General features: G+C 73.0%; 15 protein-coding genes and 1 pseudogene. 11 read left to right on the top strand and 5 right to left on the bottom strand.

The genetic code is table 11. The annotated features are described in order from the left end of the window. Positions 1-4: 4 nt before the first annotated feature. Together GA0070216_RS13115 and GA0070216_RS13110 are read left to right on the top strand one after the other, a co-directional pair. On the top strand, positions 5-1888 hold the full coding sequence (locus GA0070216_RS13115) for an ABC transporter ATP-binding protein (RefSeq protein ID WP_091244657.1): 1884 nt from the start codon (positions 5-7) through the stop codon (positions 1886-1888). A gap of 4 nt (positions 1889-1892) precedes the next feature. Continuing rightward, complete coding sequence (locus GA0070216_RS13110; protein WP_218108194.1) at positions 1893-3680, top strand: ABC transporter ATP-binding protein; 1788 nt, start codon at positions 1893-1895, stop codon at positions 3678-3680. Between the two features lie 2 nt (positions 3681-3682). Here GA0070216_RS13110 and GA0070216_RS13105 read toward each other — a convergent pair whose 3' ends face one another. Further along, entirely contained in the window at positions 3683-3955 is a 273-nt protein-coding gene (locus tag GA0070216_RS13105) for a hypothetical protein (RefSeq protein WP_091244648.1), read from the bottom strand. A gap of 405 nt (positions 3956-4360) precedes the next feature. On the opposite strand from GA0070216_RS13105, the gene GA0070216_RS13095 reads away from it, so the two are divergent. The 6 genes from GA0070216_RS13095 (at position 4361) to GA0070216_RS13070 (ending at position 8370) form a co-directional block, all read left to right on the top strand. Next, positions 4361-4552 (top strand): hypothetical protein, encoded by a 192-nt coding sequence (locus GA0070216_RS13095; protein WP_091244640.1) that lies wholly within the window; start codon positions 4361-4363, stop codon positions 4550-4552. Positions 4553-4974: 422 nt separating this feature from the next. After that, on the top strand, positions 4975-5193 hold the full coding sequence (locus tag GA0070216_RS13090; RefSeq protein ID WP_245722469.1) for a helix-turn-helix transcriptional regulator: 219 nt from the start codon (positions 4975-4977) through the stop codon (positions 5191-5193). Between the two features lie 10 nt (positions 5194-5203). Next, the gene (locus GA0070216_RS13085; protein WP_091244637.1) at positions 5204-5428 is read left to right on the top strand and encodes a helix-turn-helix transcriptional regulator; all 225 of its coding nucleotides are present in this window, start codon (positions 5204-5206) and stop codon (positions 5426-5428) included. 83 nt (positions 5429-5511) lie between these two features. Beyond that, a complete protein-coding gene (locus GA0070216_RS13080) occupies positions 5512-6168 on the top strand; it encodes an HAD family hydrolase (protein WP_091244634.1) in 657 nt (218 codons plus the stop codon). A 41-nt stretch (positions 6169-6209) separates the two neighbouring features. Next, positions 6210-7346 (top strand): glutathione-independent formaldehyde dehydrogenase, encoded by a 1137-nt coding sequence (locus GA0070216_RS13075; RefSeq protein ID WP_176738947.1) that lies wholly within the window; start codon positions 6210-6212, stop codon positions 7344-7346. A gap of 10 nt (positions 7347-7356) precedes the next feature. Beyond that, positions 7357-8370 carry an NADPH:quinone reductase gene (locus GA0070216_RS13070; RefSeq protein WP_091244630.1) on the top strand — a complete coding sequence of 338 codons (1014 nt, stop codon included), beginning with the start codon at positions 7357-7359 and terminating at the stop codon, positions 8368-8370. Positions 8371-8548: 178 nt separating this feature from the next. Here GA0070216_RS13070 and GA0070216_RS13065 read toward each other — a convergent pair whose 3' ends face one another. Further along, entirely contained in the window at positions 8549-10198 is a 1650-nt protein-coding gene (locus GA0070216_RS13065) for a fatty acid--CoA ligase (protein WP_091244627.1), read from the bottom strand. 84 nt (positions 10199-10282) lie between these two features. On the opposite strand from GA0070216_RS13065, the gene GA0070216_RS13060 reads away from it, so the two are divergent. Next, complete coding sequence (locus tag GA0070216_RS13060; RefSeq protein ID WP_091244624.1) at positions 10283-10774, top strand: NUDIX domain-containing protein; 492 nt, start codon at positions 10283-10285, stop codon at positions 10772-10774. A gap of 278 nt (positions 10775-11052) precedes the next feature. On the opposite strand, the gene GA0070216_RS13055 is transcribed toward GA0070216_RS13060, so the two are convergent. Then, positions 11053-12729: an MDR family MFS transporter gene (locus GA0070216_RS13055; RefSeq protein WP_091244621.1), complete on the bottom strand. Its 1677-nt coding sequence runs from the start codon at positions 12727-12729 to the stop codon at positions 11053-11055. 140 nt (positions 12730-12869) lie between these two features. Next, a complete protein-coding gene (locus GA0070216_RS13050; protein ID WP_091244618.1) occupies positions 12870-13418 on the bottom strand; it encodes a type 1 glutamine amidotransferase domain-containing protein in 549 nt (182 codons plus the stop codon). Between the two features lie 197 nt (positions 13419-13615). Here GA0070216_RS13050 and rfaE2 point away from each other — a divergent pair. Beyond that, positions 13616-15391: pseudogene (gene rfaE2, locus GA0070216_RS13045) on the top strand (D-glycero-beta-D-manno-heptose 1-phosphate adenylyltransferase); the annotation flags it as partial. Positions 15392-15552: 161 nt separating this feature from the next. Next, positions 15553-16425 (top strand): glycosyltransferase family 2 protein, encoded by an 873-nt coding sequence (locus tag GA0070216_RS13040; RefSeq protein WP_091244611.1) that lies wholly within the window; start codon positions 15553-15555, stop codon positions 16423-16425. Positions 16426-16598: 173 nt separating this feature from the next. On the opposite strand, the gene GA0070216_RS13035 is transcribed toward GA0070216_RS13040, so the two are convergent. After that, a complete protein-coding gene (locus GA0070216_RS13035) occupies positions 16599-17726 on the bottom strand; it encodes a glycosyltransferase family 9 protein (RefSeq protein ID WP_091244608.1) in 1128 nt (375 codons plus the stop codon). Between the last annotated feature and the right edge of the window lie 5 nt (positions 17727-17731).

The raw sequence follows: 17731 nt of genomic DNA, 5'->3' as shown, positions 1-17731 counted from the left end.
CTTGATGGCCACCCCCACCACCGGCACCGGGCAGCTGCGCGAGGCCGCCGCCGCCCGACTGCGCATCGCCCGGCAGTTCCCCGCCGCCGGACCAGGCTGGAGTGCCGTCGCGCTCGCGCTCAGCGTGTCCCGGGGGGTGCTGCCGGTGGTGTTCGCGATCGCCGTCAGCACCACCGTCGGGCGGATCGGGCCGGTGCTGCACGGCACCGCCGGGCAGGCCCAGGTGTGGTGGCCGCTGGCCGTCGCCGGAGCGGCGCTGGTCGCGCTGCAACTGGCCGAGGCGGCGCAGAAGGCCGTCGCCGAGCAGCTCGCCCGACGCGTCGACGGGCACATGTACCGGCGACTCATCGCCGCGTCGCTGTCGACCCGGGAGATCACCCCGCTGGAGGACCCGGCGGTCCTGGACGAGCTGGGCGAGGCCGGGCACGAGCTGCGGTTCGCGTTCCGCACCCCCGGCGCGGCGTACGCCGGGCTGATCGCGCTGGTCGGGCCGTACACCCAGGTCGTCGGGTTCACGGTGGTGGTCGCGGTGGTGCTGGGCCCGTGGGCGGCCCTGGCGATGCTGGTGGTGGTGCTGCTGTTCCGCCACGGCCAGCGGGGTGGACTGCGCCGCTACGCCCGGGTCATCCGCGACGTAGCGGCACTGCGTCGGGAGAGCCGCTACCTGCGCGGGCTGGCGATGGGTCCGGCCGCGGCCAAGGAGCTGCGCATCTTCGGCCTGACCGGCTGGCTGACCGAGCGCTACCGGCAGGTCTACCGCCGGGCGCTGGCCCCGGTCTGGGCCGAGCGGCGGCGCATCTACCTGCGGCCGTACCTGGTGTACACGGCCGTCGGGCTGGTCGGCGTCGCCGCCGTGCTGGCGCTGTCCGGGGTCCGCGCCGCCGACGGGACAATCGACCTGGCCGGGCTGGCGCTGGTGTTGCAGGCGGTCATGGCGTTGATCCGGCTCGGGGAGTTCTATCCGGACTCCGACACCCAGACCCAGTACGGCATGAACGCCGAGACCGCCGTCACGGCGTTCGAGCGGGCCATGGCCCGCTACGCCGAACCCGCCGATACCGGCCGGGCCGGACCACCCGCCACCGCCGCCCCGGCGATCGACTTCGCCGGGGTGCGCTTCGGCTACCCCGGTGCGGCCCGGCCGGTGCTCAGCGATCTTGACCTGCACATCCCCGCCGGGCGGTGCACCGCCCTGGTGGGGGTGAACGGCGCGGGCAAGACCACCCTGGTGAAGCTCCTGGCCCGGCTGTACTCACCCGGCGCCGGCACGGTACGCGCCGACGGCGTCGACCTCGCCGACCTGCCCGCCCGGGACTGGCAGCGCCGGATCGCCGTGGTGTTCCAGGACTTCGTGCGCTACGAACTCTCCGCCGCCGCCAACATCAGCTTCGGCGCGGTCGAGCACCTCGACGACCGGGCCGGCGTACGCCGCGCGGCGCAGGCGGCGGGGCTGCTCGACACCCTCGACGCGTTGCCGAACGGCCTGGACACGGTGTTGTCGCGGGCCTACGAGGGCGGCCTGGACCTGTCCGGCGGTCAGTGGCAGCGCATCGCCATCGCGCGCGCCCTGTTCGCGCTCTACCACGGCAGCACCGTGCTCGTGCTCGACGAGCCCACCGCGGCGCTGGACGTACGCGCCGAAGCCGAGTTCTTCGCCCGGTTCGCCGAGCTGACCCGGGGCCGGACGACCATCCTCATCTCGCACCGGTTGTCCAGCGTCCGGCTGGCCGACCGGATCGTCCTGCTCGACCAGGGGCAGGTCGTCGAGCAGGGCAGCCACGACGAGCTGATGGCCGCGGACGGCCGGTACGCCGCCATGTTCACCCTGCAGGCGGAGCGCTTCGCCGACGACGCCGACAGCGGCCCGCAGACAGAGGTGGTGAGGTGAGGCGGTGTTGAGGGCGATCAGCGGGTTGATGCGGCTGTCATGGCGGCAGGACCGGCGCAAGATGACCGTGGCGTTGGCGCTGATGGCGGGCAACGCGGTCGCGGTGCCGCTGGCCGCCGTGGCGCTCAGACACCTCACCAACGCGGCGGCGGCGGGTCGCGCCGAGCCGGCCGCCTGGTCCGGCCTGGCCGTCGCGGTGGCCGCGATCGCGGCGCTGACCTGCGCGCACTTCGCGCACATCGGGTACTTCGAGGTGTCCGAACTCAACGTGCTCACCACCGACGAGCAGCTCATCGAGATCAGCAACGGCACGCCCTACCTCGACCACCACGAGCGGCCCGACAGCGCCGACCGGATGGCCCTGGCCCAGGACGAGTTGCAGCGGATCGGCGAGGGCCTGCAGGCGTTGCTGACCGGCGGCTCGCTGGCGGTCAGCCTGTTGCTGACCACCGTGCTGCTCACCCTGGTCCACCCGGCGCTGGTGGCACTGCCGTTGCTGGCCGCCCTGCCGGTGCTGGCGGCGCGGCGGGCCCAGGCCGCCGCCGACCGGGCCCGCGAGGACAGCATCGTCGACACCCGGCAGGCCCGACACCTGTTCGAGCTGACCACCGACGCGGCCTCGGCCAAGGAGCTGCGGCTGCTGGGCCTGGTCGAGCACCTGCAACAGCGCTACGCCGAGCACTGGCAGCGGGCCACCGCCCGGATCTGGCGGGGCGAGCTGGCCGCCGGGTGGTGGCGGGCGGCCGGGCAGGGCGTGTTCGGCCTCGGCTACGTCGCCGCGCTGGTCCTGGTCGTCCGTGACGCGACCCGCGGCCACGCAGACGTCGGCGACGTGGTGCTGGCCATCCTGCTCGCCTCGCAGCTCAACCAGCAGGTGGCCGCTGCGGTGACGATCACGCAGCAGCTCGTGCGCAGCGGCCGGTCGCTGCGCCGGCTCGACGAGGTGCGTGACCTGGTGCCGCAGCCGGTCGGGCCACCCGACGCGCCCGGCACCCCGCTGCGCCCGCCCGAGCGCCTGCTGGAGGGCATCCGCCTGCGCGGGGTCACCTTCGGCTATCCCGGCGCGGACGGGCCGGTGCTGCGCGACGTCGACCTGCTGCTGCCCGCCGGCAGCACCGTGGCGATCGTCGGCGAGAACGGGGCGGGCAAGACCACGCTGGTCAAGCTCCTCAACCGGTTCTACGAACCCGACCGGGGCACGATCCTGATCGACGGCGTCGACCTGCGCCACTTCGACCTTCCCGCCTGGCGGGAGCGGACCACGGCCGCGTTCCAGGACTACGCCCGCCCGGAGCTGACCGCCCGGCTGGCGGTGGGCATCGGCGACCTGCCCCGCGCGACCGACGACGACGCGGTGCGCACCGGCCTGGCCCGCGCGCACAGCAGCGTCGTCGACCGGCTGCCCCACGGGCTGGACACCCGGCTGGGCCGCAGCCACGCCGACGGCGGGGTGGACGCCTCCGGCGGGCAGTGGCAGCAGCTCGCGCTCGGCCGGGCGATGATGCGCGACGCGCCGCTGCTGATGGTGCTGGACGAGCCGGCGTCGGCGCTGGATGCCGCGGCCGAGCACCGGCTGTTCGCGCGGTTCACCGACGGCGCGGCCCGGGTCGCCGCCGACAGCGGCGGGGTGACGGTGTTCGTGTCGCACCGGCTGTCCACCGTCCGCAGCGCGGACCTGATCATCGTGATCGGCGACGGCGGGGTACGCGAGATGGGCACCCACGACGAACTGATCCGGCTCGACGGGATCTACGCCACCCTCTACGCCACCCAGGCCACCGCCTACCGCTGAGTTCATGGCCGCACCTTCGAGCTGGACCGCCGCTGCTGCCCGACCGGCACGGGGACGGTCCGTCGGTGGACGACCAACCCCGCCGGCTGCACGAAGATGGACCGTCGGGCCACCGCGTCTCCCTTGTCGTCCAGTTGGTAGACGTCGAGCCAGCACCACCCGTCGTAGGTGATCCAGTCCAGCACCCGGATGACCCGGCACCGGATGGGCTTGACGAACTGCACGCTGGCAGCGCGGGTCACCTGGATCAGGTCACCCGCGCGGAGCGTGGTCATCGCAGGTCCCTTACCTGCCCGGTCACGACTCACCACCCGGCCACGGCCTTTGGTTGATCATGAATCGGTGGGCCGACCGGTGGGGCCTGGGCAGCCAACCGAGGAACCTGCGGTGAAGAGCGCCAGCCGGAGCCCAGCCCATGTCCTGCGTGGCTGACACCAGATGCGCGCCCAGGTAGAGGGCAAGGGACACCGGAGCGCGGTCGTACTCCGCGATCAACTCCCGTCGGCGGGTGGGACATGGCCAGGGCGATTCACACCCGGTGCACGTCCAGACAGGCAGAACAGGTCCGTGGCGCGTCATCGGTCCACCACACCACGCACAGTTGCATGAGGGCAACCCCTTGAGGCATTGCCTTTCCCCCTACCGGCTGATGCAAGCCCGCCAGACCATAGCGTCAGGTCGTGGAGTTGCTTGGGCTGGATGAGATCCGCGACCTGCTCGGCGGGATCAGCAAGCAGCGCGCCACGATCATCGTGGGCCGCAAGGGATTCCCCGACCCCTTCGTCACCTTGAAGATGGGCCGCGTCTGGGATGGCAAGGCCGTCCGGGCCTGGATCGCCACGAACCGCCCCAGCCCCGCCGACGAGGACTGACCCCCCACCGGGACCACCACGCTCTCCGTACGAACCTGGCAAGGCTGGCGAGCCACAGACAGCGGCGCCCCCATCAGCGCCAACCGAACACACTGCGGTACCTGCGCCACGCCCTGATCCGGGTGCGGGCGGCCTCCAGCACCGAGCAGAAGCCGCTGTCGGTGATGCACTTCCCCGCACCGTTCGTAGCGGTGGCACTCCAGGCAGCACCACGCCAACTCCACCAGCAACGGCACCTCACGCGTCACAGCCGCCTCCCAGGGCTCGGGCCACTGCGGCACCCCGCCCCGCCGAGCCCAGCTCCACCAGGGCGGGGGCACCGCGTCACCGATTCCACACCGTCAGACACGGGGGTGTCAAATTGGGGACCCCCAATCAGGGATCTCCGGTCGGGGAGAAAAAACCGTGCATACGTTCGGGACATGGACCGAGGGCCGGGCGACCTGATGGGGCCCTACGAGATCGCCCAACGCCTGAACGTCTCCCGGTCGCGGTTTCAGCAGATCGCGAACCGGCCCACCTTCCCGAGGCCCTACCGGGAGCTGCGTGGCATGAAGGTGTGGCTGGCCGAGGACGTCGAAGAGTGGATCAGGGAACACCGCCGCCCCAAGCCACCACCGGACGAAGATGATCAAAACTGACCGAACGCGCATGGGTGAGCCGGAGGTTCCGGGACCGCTCGTTGGTCCGGGCGAGATCATTGACATGCTCGGCGTGAGCCGGTCGCGGTTCAGGCAGATCATCTTGCAGCCGTACTTCCCGCGCCCGTTCCAGATCCTGCAGGCCGGCGCGATCTGGCTGCGGTCGGACGTCGAGGCGTACATCCGGGACTACCGCCGCCCCAAGCCGCCAGCCGACGAGGACGAGCAGGGCTGACTCGACCGGGGGCCACCACGGGACCGGCGGGCGCTGCCGACACCGGGCGACCGGGGTGGGGCGGGGTCGGGGAGGATGTCGGGGTGACTGTGGATGCGGTGGTGTTCGACCTGGACGGCGTGATCGTGGATTCGGAGCCGGTCTGGGAGGAGGTGCGCCGGGCCTACGTGGCGGCGCGGGGCGGTACCTGGCAGCCCGACACCCAACGGCGGCTGATGGGGATGAGCACCGGCGAGTGGGCCGAATACCTCAGCGGTGAGCTGGGCGTCGACCGGAGCGCCGCGCAGGTCGCCGCCGAGGTGGTCGAGGAGATGGCCCGGCGGTACGCGGTGCGCGTACCGCTGATCGACGACGCCGACCTGGTGGTGCGCCGGTTGGCCGCGCGGTGGCCGCTGGGGTTGGCCAGCTCCTCGCCGACCCGGCTGATCGCCGCGGCGCTGACCGCCGCGGACCTCACCGCCGACTTCCGGGTGACCCTGTCGACCGAGCAGACCGCCCGGGGCAAGCCCGCACCCGACGTCTATCTGGCCGTCGCCGAACGGCTCGGGGTCGACCCGACCCGGTGCGCCGCCGTGGAGGACTCCTCCAACGGGGTCCGCTCGGCCGCCGCCGCCGGGATGCGGGTGGTCGCGGTGCCGCACGGGTCGTACCCGCTGGACCCGGACGCGGCGGAGCTGGCCGCCGTGGTGCTCTCCTCGGTGCACGAACTCACCCCCGAGGTGGTGGACCGGCTCGGCTGAACCGCCCCCACGACCCGGCCGGCCCGCCTAGCGTCGGGACCATGAGAGCTGTGGTGTACCAGGGGCCGCATGAGGTGGCCGTCAACGAGGTCGAGGACCCGCGCATCGAGCACCCGGACGACGTGGTCGTGCAGATCACCACGACCGCGATCTGCGGTTCGGACCTGCACATGTACGAGGGGCGCACGCTCGCCGAACCGGGCATCGTCTTCGGCCACGAGAACATGGGCACGGTGGTCGAGGCCGGCACCGGGGTACGCGGGATCAAGGTCGGCGACCGGGTGTCGATGCCGTTCAACGTGGGGTGCGGGTTCTGCCGCAACTGCCGGGAGCAGAAGACCGGTTTCTGCCTCACCGTCAACCCCGGCTTCGCCGGTGGCGCGTACGGCTATGTGGCGATGGGGCCGTACCGGGGTGGTCAGGCGGAGTACCTGCGGGTGCCGTTCGCCGACTTCAACTGCCTGAAGCTGCCGCCCGGCACCGAGCACGAGAACGACTACGCGATGCTCGCCGACATCTTCCCCACCGGCTACCACGGGGTGGCGATGACCGGGTTGCGGCCCGGCGAGCGGATCACCGTGATGGGTGGCGGGCCGGTCGGGCTGATGGCCGCGTACTCGGCGGTCCTGATGGGCGCCGCCGAGGTGTTCCTGGTGGACCGGGTGCCGGACCGGTTGCGGCTGGCCGAGTCGATCGGCGCGACCCCGATCGACTTCTCGGCCGGCGACCCGGTGGCGCAGATCCTCGACCGGACCGACGGGGTGGGCACCGACCACGGGGTGGACGCGGTCGGCTACCAGGCCACCGGGGCAGGCGGCGCGGAGCAGCCGGCGTCGGTGCTGAACAGCCTGGTCGAGGTGGTGCGGGCGACCGGCGCGATCGGCGTGGTCGGCCTCTATCTGGCGCACGACCCGGGTGCCCCGGACGAGCACTCCGGCAAGGGTGAGCTGCTGTTCAAGATGGGCAAGCTCTTCGAGAAGGGCCTGCGGATGGGGACCGGGCAGGCCAACGTGAAGACCTACAACGAGTACCTGCGGAACCTGATCATGGCGGGGCGGGCCACCCCGGGCTTCGTGGTGAGCAAGGAGTTGCCGCTGGACGCGGCGCCGGACGCGTACCAACGTTTCGACCGCCGCGAGGAGGGCTACTCGAAGGTGGTGCTCAAACCGGCGGCCTGAGGAGACGGCGATGAAGACGATCGTGTACGAGCGCACCGGCGACCCGTCGGTGCTCCGGTTGGTCGACCGGCCGGTGCCGGAGCCGGGTCCGGGCGAGGTGCTGGTCCGGGTGGCGGTGGCCGGGGTGAACCCGACCGACTGGAAGAGCCGACGACAGCAGCCGTTGCCGGCCGGCTGGCAGACCCCGGGGCAGGACGGCGCGGGGGTGGTGGAGGCGGTCGGCGCGGGGGTCGACCGGAACCTTGTCGGCGAACGGGTGTGGATCTGGGAGGCCGCCTGGCAACGGCCCTGGGGCACCGCCGCCGAGTACACCGTGGTGCCGGTCCGGCAGGTGGTGCCGCTCGGGGACGCCTCGTTCGACCTCGGTGCCTGCCTGGGCATTCCGTTCCTCACCGCGCACCGTTGCCTGACCGCCGGCGAGTACATGCCGGACACGCTGCACGCCGGGGCGCTCAGCGACCAGGTGGTGCTGGTGCAGGGCGGGGCGGGCGCGGTCGGCAACGCGGCGATCCAACTGGCCCGCTGGGGAGACGCCTGTGTGATCGCGACGGTGAGCAGCCCGGAGAAGGCGCAGCTCGCGGCGGCGGCCGGCGCGTCCTTCGTGATCAACTACCGGGACCAGGACGTGGTCGAGGAGGTCCGCAAGATCACACCCGACGGGGTGCACACCATCGTCGAGGTCTCGGCCGCCCGCAACGCGGCCGTCGACGTGCAGGTGCTGCGTACCGGTGGGGCGGTCTGCGTCTACGCCGACGACGGCGGCGACGAGCTGACTCTGCCGATCCGGCCGCTGATGGCGCCCAACGCCCGCTGGCAGTTCGTGCTGGTCTACACGGAACCCAAGGCGGCCAAGGCGCAGGCGGTGACCGACGTGGCGGCGGCGGCCGCCCAGGGGGCGTTCCGGGTGGGCGAGGCGGCCGGCCTGCCGCTGCACCGCTATCCGTTGGCCCAGGCCGCCGCCGCCCACCAGGCGGTGGAGGACGCGGTGGTGGGGAAGGTCCTGATCGATACCAGCGGACAGTAATTCCGAGGACATTTCGCAATCACCCGGACAGAGGCGAGCAAGTTTCGCAACAATGACATGGCGGGTCGCCCGCGAGGAAGGGCGGCCCCGGCGCGGTGCGAACGCCGGGGCCGCCCCTGGGGAGGGATGTTGCAGGAGTGACGTCCCTACCCCATCGGCGACGAGTCGCCGAATAGTGTTACGGCCCCGCCAGCTCCCGTACCTCCAGGTCGCCGTCGGCGTACCGCGCACGCACCACCTTCTTGTCGAACTTGCCGACGCTGGTCTTGGGCACCGCGTCGATGACCGCCCAGCGCTCCGGCACCTGCCAGTGCACCACCGAGCCGGCGAGGAACGCACGGAGCTGCTCCACACTGGTCGACGCGCCCTCGCGGACCACCACCGTGGCCAGCGGGCGCTCACCCCAACGCTGGTCCGGCACCCCGACCACGCAGGCCTCCTGCACGTCCGGGTGGGCCATCAACGCATTCTCCAGCTCCACCGAGGAGATCCACTCCCCACCCGACTTGATCACGTCCTTGGCCCGGTCGGTGAGGGTGAGGAACCCGTCCGGCGAGAGCATGCCCACATCTCCGGTACGCAGCCAGCCGTCGTGGAACTTCTCCGGGTCGGGGGCGTCCTCGCCGACGTACCGCGCGGTCACCCACGGCCCGCGTACCTCCAGCTCACCCACGGACGTCCCGTCGGCGGGCAGCGGCTCACCCAGCGGGTCGACGATCCGGGCCGCCACCCCGGCCGGAATCCGGCCCTGCGTGTAGCGGTACCGCCAGGCGTCTTCCCCGGTCGCCCCGGCCGGAGCCCGGGACACCGAACCCAGCGGGGACATCTCGGTCATCCCCCAGGCGTGGATCACCTCGATGCCGTGCCGCTCGGCGAACGCGTGCATCAGCGCGGGCGGGCAGGCCGAGCCGCCGACGATCACCTCCTTGAGCGACGAGGTGTCCACGTCGTGGGCGTCCAGGTGGGCCAGCAGGTCGTTCCAGATGGTCGGCACCGCGCCGGCCAGGGTGGGCCGCTCGGTGGCGATCATCTCGGCGATCGGCGCGGCCTGCAGGAACCGGTCCGGCATGATCAGTGACGCGCCGGAGAGGAACGCCGCGTACGGCAAGCCCCACGACATCGCGTGGAACATCGGCACGATGGCCAGCTCCCGGTCGCCCGGCCCGAGCCCGAACCCCTCCGGCAGGCACACCTGCAACGAGTGCAGATAGATCGACCGGTGCGAGTAGGCGACGCCTTTGGGGTTGCCGGTGGTGCCGGAGGTGTAGCAGAGCGCGGCGGCGTCCCGCTCGTCCAGCTCCGGCCAGTCGTAGTGCTCGGGACGGCCGGCCAGCAGCTCGTCCCACTGATGGAAGGTGACCCGGTCACCGGCGACCGCCCGCAGCGGCCCGGGGTCCGCACCGCCCACCACCACCACGTGCCGCACGGTGGTCAGCTCGCCGAGCACCCGGGCCAGCAGCGGGATCAGCGTCGAGTCGACCAGCACCACCCGGTCCTGCGCGTGGTTGGCGATGTAGGCGACCTGATCGGGAAAGAGCCGCAGGTTGAGCGTGTGCAACACCGCCCCCATGCTCGGCACCGCGAAGTACGCCACCAGGTGCTCGTTGTTGTTCCACATGAAGGTGGCGACCCGTTCGTCGCCGGTCACCCCGCACTCGTCGCGCAGCGCGTGGGCGAGCCGGGCCGCCGTGCGACCCACCTCGGCGTACGACATCCGGCGCGGCTCGGCCCCGGTCCAGGTGACGACCTCGGCCGTGCCGTGCACCGTGGCGCCGTGTTCGAGGATCCGGGAGACCTGGAGCGGGGCGTCCATCATCGTGCTACGCATGGGTGACAAGCTAGTGTCGCCGGTCACACGTTGGGAACCCCCGGAACGTCGAACCGTCCCGGGGATGCTGCGTAGATTGTCCGGGTGAGTATCTCCTGGGCCGACTCGTACGTGGGACAGCTACGCGCCCTGGCCGGCGATCGGACGCTGATGTTCGTCGGGGCGCGGGCCGTGGTGCGCGACAACGCCAGCCGGGTGCTGCTGATCCGGCGCTCGGACAACGGCCAGTGGGCGCTGCCGGCGGGCGCGATGGAACTCGGCGAGTCGATCGCCGACTGCGCGGTCCGCGAGGTCCGCGAGGAGACCGGGCTGCGCGCCCTACGGGTCAGCGCCTTCGCCCTCTACACCGGCCCGGACCGCACCCACACCAACATGTACGGCCACACCTACCAGATCTTCACCACCGCGTTCCGGGTCGACGACTGGGACGGCGAACTCACCCGCGTCACCGACGAGACGACCGACGCCGCCTTCCTGCACCCGCACGAGTTCCCCGCTCCGCTCTCCCTCTCGGTCCCCGAAACCCTCGCCGACCTCTCCGTCTTCGACCAGACCAACCGCCTGATCCTCAAATAGTCCGTCCCCTCCTCCCCACCCACCGGCTCGCCGCCCGCCCCCGCCCCGCCTCGGTGATCAAGAAGTTTGCGTCACCCGGCGCGCGATTTTTGACCTAAACCTCTTGATCACCGAGGCGAGGCGAGGCGGGGCGGCCGAGGCGGGCGAGGCGGGGCGGGCCGAGGCGGGCGAGGCGGGGCGGGCCGAGGCGGGCGGGGCGGGGCGGGGCGGGGCGGGGACAGCCGGGGCAAGGCCGGCCGGCCGGGCAAGGTGGGGCGGGCAAGGCGGGGCGGGTGGGGTTAGAGCATGGTTTGGGATTTGGCGTTGAGGTCGGCGGCGGCTTCGTCCTTGGACTCCTTGGTGAGGGGTTTGCCGCCGGGGGCGGGGGCCTTGCCGCCGAGCGGGTCGGCACCGCCGGTCGCGCCCTGCGGGCCGGCACCCCGGAGCTGGTCGTTCGGCAAGGCCAGGGTGACCAGCACGGCGACCAGGGCGATCAGGCCGGTGGTCAGGAACACCAGGTGCAGCGACTCGACGAAGGACGCCTGGATGGCCGCCCGGACCGGACCGGGCAGGGCCAGGATGGTCGCCGGGTCGTTGATCGAGATGTTGGTGCCGCCGCTGGCCGCGACCGCCGCCTGCTGCTCGGCCGGGAGCTGGGCGATCGCGCCGGGCAGCCGGTCGGCGAGGCCGCTGGCGAGCCGGGTGGAGAGCACCGCGCCCAGGATGGCCACCCCGAACGAACCGCCCAGCGACCGGAAGAACGTCGCCGAGGAGGTCGCCGCGCCGAGGTTCCGGACGTCGACCGCGTTCTGCACGCCGAGGATCAGCGACTGCATGCACAGGCCCAGCCCGACGCCGATCACCACCATGTAGCCGAACGCCGCCCAGAGTGAGCTGTCCACCTGGAGCCGGGTGAACAGCAGCATCCCGACGACCAGCACCACCGAGCCGGCCACCGGGAACCACTTGTACCGGCCGATCCGGCTCATCGCCCGGCCGGTGACGATCGAGGTGACGATGATGCCGGCCATCATCGGCAGCATCAGCAGGCCGCTGCGGGTGGGCGAGGCGCCCTTGACGATCTGCAGGTAGAGCGGGATGAAGATGATCGACCCGAACATCACCAGACCGAGTACGAAGCCCGCCGAGTTGGCCAGCGCGAACGTCGCGGAGCGGAACAGCCCCAACGGCAGGATCGGCTCGGTGACCCGGGCCTCCTGGAGCACGAACGCCACCCCGAGCACCGCGCCCGCCACGAACAGCCCGATGATCGTCGGCGAGCCCCAGGCGTACGAGTTGCCGCCCCAGCTCAGCGCCAGCAGCAGCGCGCTCACCCCGGCGACCAGCAGCCCCGCGCCCAGCCAGTCGACGGTGTGTTCCCGCCGCTCGAACGGGATCAACCGCAGCACGTGGTAGCAGACCACGATCGCCAGCAGCGCCAGCGGCACGTTCAGATAGAAGATCCACCGCCAGTTGGTCTCGGCGAAATAGCCGCCGACCAGCGGGCCGGCCACCGACGAGACCCCGAAGACCGCGCCGAACAACCCCTGGTAGCGGCCGCGCTCCCGGGGGGAGACCACGTCCGAGATGATGGTGAACGCCAGCGTCATCAGGCCGCCCGCGCCGATGCCCTGCACCCCCCGGGTGACGATCAGCTGGGTCATATCCTGCGACAGCCCGGCCAGCAGCGAGCCGAGCAGGAACGTACCGATCGAGAAGAGGAAGACCGGTCGGCGGCCGTACAGGTCGGCCATCTTGCCGTAGAGCGGGGTGGAGGCGGTCGAGGCGAGCAGGTAGGCGGTCACCACCCACGAGTAGTGGTCGATCCCGCCCAACTCACCGACGATGGTGGGCAGTGCCGTACCGACGATGGTCTGGTCCAGCGCGGCCAGCAGCATGCCGGTCATCAGGCCGAACATCAACAGGCGGAGCTGGCGGGCCTGGAGCACCGGGCTGCCGTGGGTCTGGGCGGTCATCCCGCCTTCTTTCCCGGCTCACCCCGAACATGCCTCCGCGCCCGGGAAAACCGCCCCGCGCGCGATGATCGGACCGGCCGCGGTCGCGTCGGCACCCACCCGGTGGACGTACGGTGGGGGGTGCCGACACCCGCCGGGGATCAGTCGACGGCGGCGAACCGGTCGACGAGCGCGGCGCAGAAGGCCGGGAGGTCGTCGGGGTTGCGGCTGCTGATCAGGCCGCCGTCGGTCACCACCTGCTCGTCCACCCAGGTCGCACCGGCGTTGGTCAGGTCGGTACGCAGGCTCGGCCAGCTGGTGATCCGGCGACCCGACACCACGCCCGCCTCGATCAGCGTCCACGGGCCGTGGCAGATCACCCCGACCGGCTTGCCGGCCGCGAAGAACGCCTGGACGAACCGGACCGCGTCCGGGTCGGTGCGCAGGAAGTCCGGGTTCGCCACCCCGCCGGGCAGCACCAGCGCGTCGTAGCCGGCGGCGTCCGCGTCGGCCGCCGTCACGTCCACGTCGTACGTCTTGCCCTGGTCCAGGTGATTGAACGCCTGGATGGTGCCGGGCTTGAGCGACACCAGCTCGGCGGTCGCCCCGGCGTTCTCCACGGCCTCGCGCGGCTGGACGTACTCGACCTCCTCCACTCCGTCGGTGGCGAGGAACGCGATCCGCTTGCCCTGCAATGTGGTCGTTGCCATGTCGAATTTCTCCTCTCCGGGTCTCTCTGGTCGGTTCCCGGGGCCGGTGACCCGAAACGTGACGCCCCTCGCCCGGCCGCCGGGGGCGGACCACCCGCGCCACCACATCAGCCGTGCCATCCCGCTGCTCCGCCGGCCCTCGTGCCGGCCCCCCGCGACCAGGTTTGGCCTGGTCGGGGCGGGGGACCCCGGTGGGCATGGCAGGAGCAGCAGCGGAACAGCGCCGGCTCGCCACCGTGGTGGAGAGCTGGCGGGAACGGGCCGTTCTCGTCGTCGGCGACGCCATGCTCGACGAGTGGCGCTTCGCCGAGTCGGAGCGGCTGTGCCGGGAGGCGCCCGCGCCGATCCTCACCCTGCGTCGACGGATCACCGCCGCCGGCGGGGCCGCGAACACCGCGGTCAACGTCGCCACCCTGGGCGGGCGGGCGTTGCTGGTCGCCCCGGTCGGGGCGGACGTGGCCGGCGACGAACTGCACGACTGCCTGGACCGGGCCGGCGTGTGGGACCGTACGGTCAGCGAGCCGCACCGGCCGACCCCGGTGAAGCGCCGGATGCTGGCCGGCAACCAGATCCTGCTGCGGGAGGACTCCGGCGAACCGGACGAACCGCTCGACGACGACGGCGTCGCCCGGCTGCTCACCGCCCTGAGCTGCGCCACCGAGGAACTGCGGGCGGTGGCCGGTGGGGCCGCGCCCACCCTGGTGGTCTGCGACTACGGCCTCGGCGCACTGCCCGCACCGGTACGCGCCTGGCTGGTCGCCCACCGGCACCGGTATGCCACGGTCGCCCTGGACGCCCACGACCTGGCCGACTGGCGGGGGTTGAACCCGACGGTGGTCACCCCCAGCTTCGCCGAGGCGACCCGGCTGCTGGCGCGGGCCGCGGCCGGCTTCGGCGCACCGCCCGTCCCGCCCCGGGCCGGCAGCCCCGGTCTGCACCTGGACCACCCGCCGAGCGACCTGGCGGACGGGCCGTCGGAGCTGGTCGTCGGCACCGCACCGGGTGGGGTCGGCCGGGCCCCTACCGGGCCGACCGGCGAGCCGACCCCCGGTGAGGGGCGGGTCGCGATGACCGGCGACGGGCTGAGCGTGACCGGGGCCGGGGTGACCGTCAACGCCACCGTCGGCGAGGGCATCGACCGGGCCGAACTGGCGCAGGCGCGACTGGCCGAGTTGCGCGCGCACACCGGCGCGGACGTGGTCGCGGTGACCCTGGACACCGAGGGCGCCATCGTCGGGGGCGCGGACGGGACGCCCCGACGCAGCCACAGCACCCCCGTCCCGGCCAGTCACGCCGTCGGCGCGGGGGACGCGTACCTGGCGGCGATGACCCTCGCCCTGGCCGCCGAGGCGTCGCTGCCGACCGCCGCCCAACTGGCCCAGCTCGCCGCCACCATCACCGTCTCCGACACCGGCACCTGCGTCTGCCGCCGGGAGGACCTGCTCGACGCGATCGGCGGCGCACCCGACGGCACCGCCCATCCGACGCTGGTCGGCACCGGCGAGCTGGACGCGATCGTCGCCGACCACCGGCGGGCCGGCCGGTCGGTGGTCTTCACCAACGGCTGCTTCGACGTGCTGCACCCCGGTCACGTGCGCTACCTGGAACAGGCCCGGGCCCTCGGGGACCTGCTGGTGGTCGCGGTCAACTCCGACTCCAGCGTCCGCCGGCTCAAGGGCGCCGACCGGCCGGTCAACCCGGTCGAGGACCGGATCACCCTGCTCGCCGCGTTGTCCTGCGTGGACCATGTGGTGGTCTTCGAGGAGGATTCGCCGGTCGGCCTGATCGAGGCGGTCCGACCCGACGTGTACGTCAAGGGCGGCGACTACCCGCCGGAGATGGTCCCGGAAGCGCCCCTGGTCCGCCGGCTCGGCGGCCAGGTGCGCACCCTCGGCTACGTGCCGGACCGGTCCACCTCGGCGATCATCGACCGGATCCGCGCCCAGTCCGTCGGGACCGCCGCGGGCCAGGCCACCCGGACCACCGCCGGCCAGGCCACCCAGACCGTCGGCCGGGCCGCCGCCGACGGTCGTGCCGAGGCGGTACGACCCGCCGCCGACCCGTCGGCGGCACCCGGACGGGACACGACGACGGCCCACCCGACCCCGCCCGCAGAGAGTACGGGCAGGACCCCGTGAACCGACCGCTCGACCTCGGCACGACCGGGGAGTTCCGCCGACCCCGTCGGCTCGACGTGCTGATCCCCACCCGCAACCGGCCGGCGGAACTGTCGGTCACCCTCGCCGGGCTGGCCGCCCAGGTCGAGGTGCCCGACTTCGGGGTGGTGGTCAGCGACCAGTCCGACGACGACCCGGCGTACGCGCACCCGGCGGCGGCCACCATGGTCCGGGCGTTGCGCCAGCGGGGGCACCCCGTGCTGCTCACCCGCCGGCTGCCCCGGCGCGGGCTGGCCGAACACCGGGCGTACCTGCTGGGCCGGTCGGTGGCCCGCTACGTGCTCTGCCTCGACGACGACGTCTGGCTGGAACCGGGCACCCTGGGCCGGCTGGTCACCGCAATCGGGGAGCTGGGCTGCGGGTTCGTCGGCAACGCGGTGCACGGCCTGTCGTACGTCGACGACGTGCGCCCCGAGACGCACGGGCACTACGAGGAGTGGGACGGGCCGGTCGTGCCGGAAGTGGTCCGCCCCGACACCCCGCAGTGGCACCGCTCGGCCATCCATCCGGCCGCGAACCTGCTGCACATCCAACAGAAGCTGGCCCTGCCGTCGGGGGCCTGGCGGGCCTACAAGGTCTCCTGGATCGGTGGCTGCGTGCTCTACGACCGCGCGTCACTGGTCGACGCGGGCGGTTTCGACTTCTGGCGGCGGGTGCCGGCGAACCACCAGGGCGAGGACGTCGCCGCCCAACTCGCGGTGCTGGCCCGGTACGGCGGCGCGGGTGTGCTGCCCAGCGGGGCGTACCACCTGGAGTCGCCGACCACGGTCACCGACCGCGCCGTCGAGGCGTGGGAGGTCGCCGCCGCCGACACCCCCCAGCCGGCCTGAGCCCTTGCCGGTTCCGGCCGCCGACCCGCCAGGTCGTCCCGGCCCGGCCCGTCGACCGGCGGCACTGCCCGGCCCGAGCCGTCGACCGGCGGCACTGCCCGGCCCGAGCCGTCAGCCGGCGGCACTGCCCGGCCCGGTGCCCGTCGATCGGCGGCACTGCCCGGCCCGGGCCGTCAGCCGGCGGCACTGCCCGGTTCCGGGCGGAGCAGGTCGGCGGCGGCTTCCAGCACCTCGGCCACCGGCACGTCGGCGACGAACGAGTCCCGGTGCGGGCAGTTGCCGTCGCCGGGTCGGTGCGGATAGATCCCCGGCGTGCAGTCGACCCCGCAGACCGGGCAGCGCGTCGTCCAGGCGGCGATCGGGCGGTGCCGGGCGCGCAGCGGCGTCGCCCCGTTGATCATGTTGCCGACCCAGTAGACACCCACCGTCGGGGTGCCCACCGCACCGGCCAGGTGCAACGGGCCGGTGTCGTTGGAGACCACCAGCCCGCAGCCGGCGTACGCGGCGGCCAGCCCGCCGAGGCTGAGCGTGCCGACCTGCGGACGGACCGGCACCCCGGCCGCCGCGACCACCTCGTCCACCACCGTTCGCTCGGCGGGGGTGCCGGTGACCAGCACCTCGTACCCGTCGTCGTGCAGGGCCCGGGCGACCTCGGCGAACCGCCGCGCCGGCCAACGCCGCCGGGTGTCGCTCGCCCCGGGGTGCAGCGCCACCCGGGGCCGGTCCGGCTCGCCCAGCACCGCCCGCGCCTGCGCCCGGTCCGCGTCGGTCACCGCCAGCGTCGGTACGACGGTGACGGCGTCCGCCCCGACCAGACCCACCACCTCCAGGTAGCGGATCACCTCGGGCTGGTAGTAGACGTAGCGGAGCCAGCGGTCCAGCGGTGGGGCGTCCTCGGCGCGCAGCCCGGCGGTGACCCGGGCACCCAACCGGCTCATGATCGGGTTCGAGTTGGCCCCGCCGCCGTGCACCTGCAACGCCAGGTCGTAGCCCTCCCGGGCCGCGTCGGCCAGGAAGTCGTCCAGCGATCCCGGCGGCTCGTCGGGGTCGGGCCCACGGATACCGGGGGCTGGCGGGACGACCAGCACCCGGTCGACCGGGCCGGGCCGGTCGCGCCAGAACGCCGCGTGCCAGGGCGCACCGAACAGCACGATCTCCGCCGCCGGATATGCCGCCCGCAGCGACTCCAGGGCGGGCAGCAGAAAGATGAGGTCGCCGAGCGCGTTGGCCCGCAGCACGGCGATCCGGGCCACGTCGGGCACCCGCTCACCTCGCGGGCCACCCAGGGCCGGGCTGGCCACCGGGG

This window comes from Micromonospora matsumotoense, from assembly GCF_900091525.1.
GTDB lineage: Bacteria > Actinomycetota > Actinomycetes > Mycobacteriales > Micromonosporaceae > Micromonospora > Micromonospora matsumotoensis.
The sequence above is the reverse complement of the archived record's forward strand: the minus strand, read 5'-3'. Positions and strand labels throughout refer to the sequence as shown.